The following is a 3,141-nucleotide window of genomic DNA, read 5'->3' as shown; positions in this document are numbered from 1 at the left end:
GCTAACGGAAACTGGATAGCTACGGTACCAGCAGGAAGTACATCAGTAGATGTAGATGATGCAACATTACCAGCGGGAGCTGTATTAAGTACAGTAGGTTCAGATCCAGAAACGATTACTGCAGTAGTAGGAGTAGATACTCCAAGTACTGATGATGGTTATACCGAGCCACTAACAAGTGGAACAGTAAGTGGAACAGTATTCGATGATCAAAACGGAAACGGAATACAAGATGCAGGCGAGCCTGGATTAGCAAACGTAGATGTAGAGGTTACCGATTCAAACGGAAACGTACAAATAGTACCAACAGATGCTAACGGAGATTGGACAGCAACAGTTCCAGTAGGAGCTACAGATGTAGATGTAATTGATCCAATCGGATCTACCTTAACAACAGTAGGATCTGATCCAGAGACAGTAACTGTAGCAGCAGGAATGGATACGGCGTCAACAGACGACGGATTCAGTAATCCAGCAACAACAGGAACGGTAAGCGGTGTGGTATTCAATGATCCAAACGGAAATGGAATACAAGACGCAGGTGAGCCAGGAATAGCAGGAGTAGATGTAGAAGTTACCGATGCTAACGGAGTGTTACAAACAGTAACAACTGACGCTAACGGAAACTGGATAGCTACGGTACCAGCAGGAAGTACATCAGTAGATGTAGATGATGCAACATTACCAGCGGGAGCTGTATTAAGTACAGTAGGTTCAGATCCAGAAACGATTACTGCAGTAGCAGGAGTAGATACTCCAAGTACTGATGATGGTTATACCGAGCCACTAACAAGTGGAACAGTAAGCGGAACAGTGTTCGATGATCAAAACGGAAACGGAATACAAGATGCAGGCGAGCCTGGATTAGCAAACGTAGATGTAGAGATTACCGATTCAAACGGAAACGTACAAACAGTACCAACGGATGCGAACGGAGATTGGACAGCAACAGTTCCAGTAGGAGCTACCGATGTAGATGTAGATGAATCTACTTTACCTATTGGTTTAGATAATTTCACAACAGTAGGTTCGGATCCAGAAACAGTAAATGCGCTTGCAGGTACTAATGTTCCTACCTTGGATGATGGATATAATGATCCTATGGGTACAGTCAGTGGTACTGTTTACGAGGATGTTAATGGAAATGGAATTCAGGATACAGGTGAATTAGGTATTCCAGGAGTGGATGTGGTAATTGTTGATAGTGATGGTGTTACTCAAATAGTAACAACGGATATAAATGGTGATTGGTCGGCAATTGTGCCTGTGGGTAATACTTCGATTGACGTAGATGAATCTACGTTACCAATTGGAATTGATAACCTAACAACTGTATCTTCAGATCCTGAAACAATAATAGCGGTAGTAGGGGTTGATATTCCTAGTACAGATGATGGTTATAACGACCCTATGGGTACTATTAGTGGAACTGTTTATTTAGATGCTAACGGTAATGGTATACAAGATTCGGGCGAGTTGGGTATTCCAGGAGTGGATGTGATAATTGTTGATAGTGATGGTGTGACGCAAACGGTGGTTACTGACGCTAATGGTGATTGGTTAGCAACAGTGCCTGTTGGAATAACTAACGTTGATGTAGATGAAAATACGTTGCCTGTTGGTGTAGATACACTAACTACTGCAAGTTCGGATCCAGAAAATGTTACAGCATTAGTTGGTGTCAATACACCTACTACGAATGATGGTTATGATGAGCCGATGGGAACAGTAAGTGGAATTGTTTTTGAAGATACTAATGGTAACGGAGTTCAAGATGCTGGTGAATTAGGTATTCCTGGAGTAAGTGTTATTGTTGTGGGTAGTGACGGTGTTACACAAACAGTCGTGACAGATTCTAGCGGTGCTTGGACAGCAATAGTTCCTGTAGGAGATACATCAATAGATGTTGATGAGACAACATTACCGACAGGTGTAGATTCATTAACAACTATAGGATCAGATCCAGAGATGTTAACAGCAGTAGCTGGGATGGACACACCTAGTTTAAATGATGGATATATTATGCTGCCTGATAATGATATGGATGGTATTCCTGATGTAGATGATATTGATGATGATAATGACGGAATATTAGATGTACTAGAAGGTTCAGGCGACTCTGATAATGATGGTATTCCTGATTGGTTTGATCAAGATTCAGATAATGATGGTATTCCTGATAATGTGGAATCTCAGACTACTGATGGTTATATCGCTCCTAGTGGTGTAGATACTGACGGTAATGGTCTAGACGACGCATACGAGTCAACTCCAGGAAGTGGTGAGGGTATTGATCCATTAGATTTTGATGGTGATGGTGTTCCTGATTACTTAGATGATGATTCTGATAACGATGGCGTGCCGGATAGTACGGAAGGCTTCGACTTTGACAATGATGGTGAGCCAGATGTATTACCTTCGGGAGCAGATGTTGATATGGACGGTTTAGATGATGCATTTGATGGTGATCTTGGTGGATACGAAGATCCTAATGGTGATGTTGTTATAGATAACCCTTCAACTGATCTTAATAATACAGATGGAGACTCTGAGCCAGACTATAGAGATTTAGATGACGATAATGATGAAATCGTAACTGGTCCTGATTCTATTGATGATGACTTTGATGGTGATGGTATTCCTGATTACTTAGATGAAGATGTAAGAGAAGTTGTTGTGTTCAACGCGGTTACTCCAGATGGTGATAACCAAAATGACTTCTTCTTCCTTCAAGGAATTGAGAATTTTGAGAACACAGTTCACATCTATAATAGATGGGGTGTAGAAGTGTATAACGTAGATAACTATAATAATGCAAATCGCGCTTTCAGAGGTGTTTCTGAAGGTAGAGTAACAGTTTCTCAAGGTGAGCAATTACCAGAAGGTACATACTTCTATGTTCTTAGTTATGTTGACGACCAGAATCAGACGATTGAAAAGGCTGGGTATTTATATATAAATCGATAAAATTCAAGTTCTGTCTTTAAAGACAGAACTTGTTTAATAAAAATAATATGAAGAAATTATTAACTTGTTTATTGTTATTCGCTTTCGCGAAAGCGGTTACCGCACAACAAGATCCTCAATACAGTCAGTATTCTTATAACCCAATAGTTGTTAATCCAGCTTATGCGGGAAATC

Annotated in this window: 2 protein-coding genes; both read left to right on the top strand. The window is 40.6% G+C overall.

The features are described 5' to 3' along the window. Positions 1-2,967 (top strand): SdrD B-like domain-containing protein (locus ACJJVJ_RS00010; RefSeq protein ID WP_405368072.1); only part of this gene is annotated, 2,967 nt, incomplete at its 5' end. Positions 2,968-3,014: 47 nt separating this feature from the next. Beyond that, positions 3,015-3,141 (top strand): type IX secretion system membrane protein PorP/SprF (locus ACJJVJ_RS00005; protein ID WP_405368073.1); only part of this gene is annotated, 127 nt, incomplete at its 3' end.

It is taken from the genome of Nonlabens sp. Asnod2-A12, assembly GCF_045063745.1.
Lineage (GTDB): Bacteria > Bacteroidota > Bacteroidia > Flavobacteriales > Flavobacteriaceae > Nonlabens > Nonlabens xylanidelens.
This window is presented reverse-complemented; position numbering and strand designations above follow the sequence as displayed.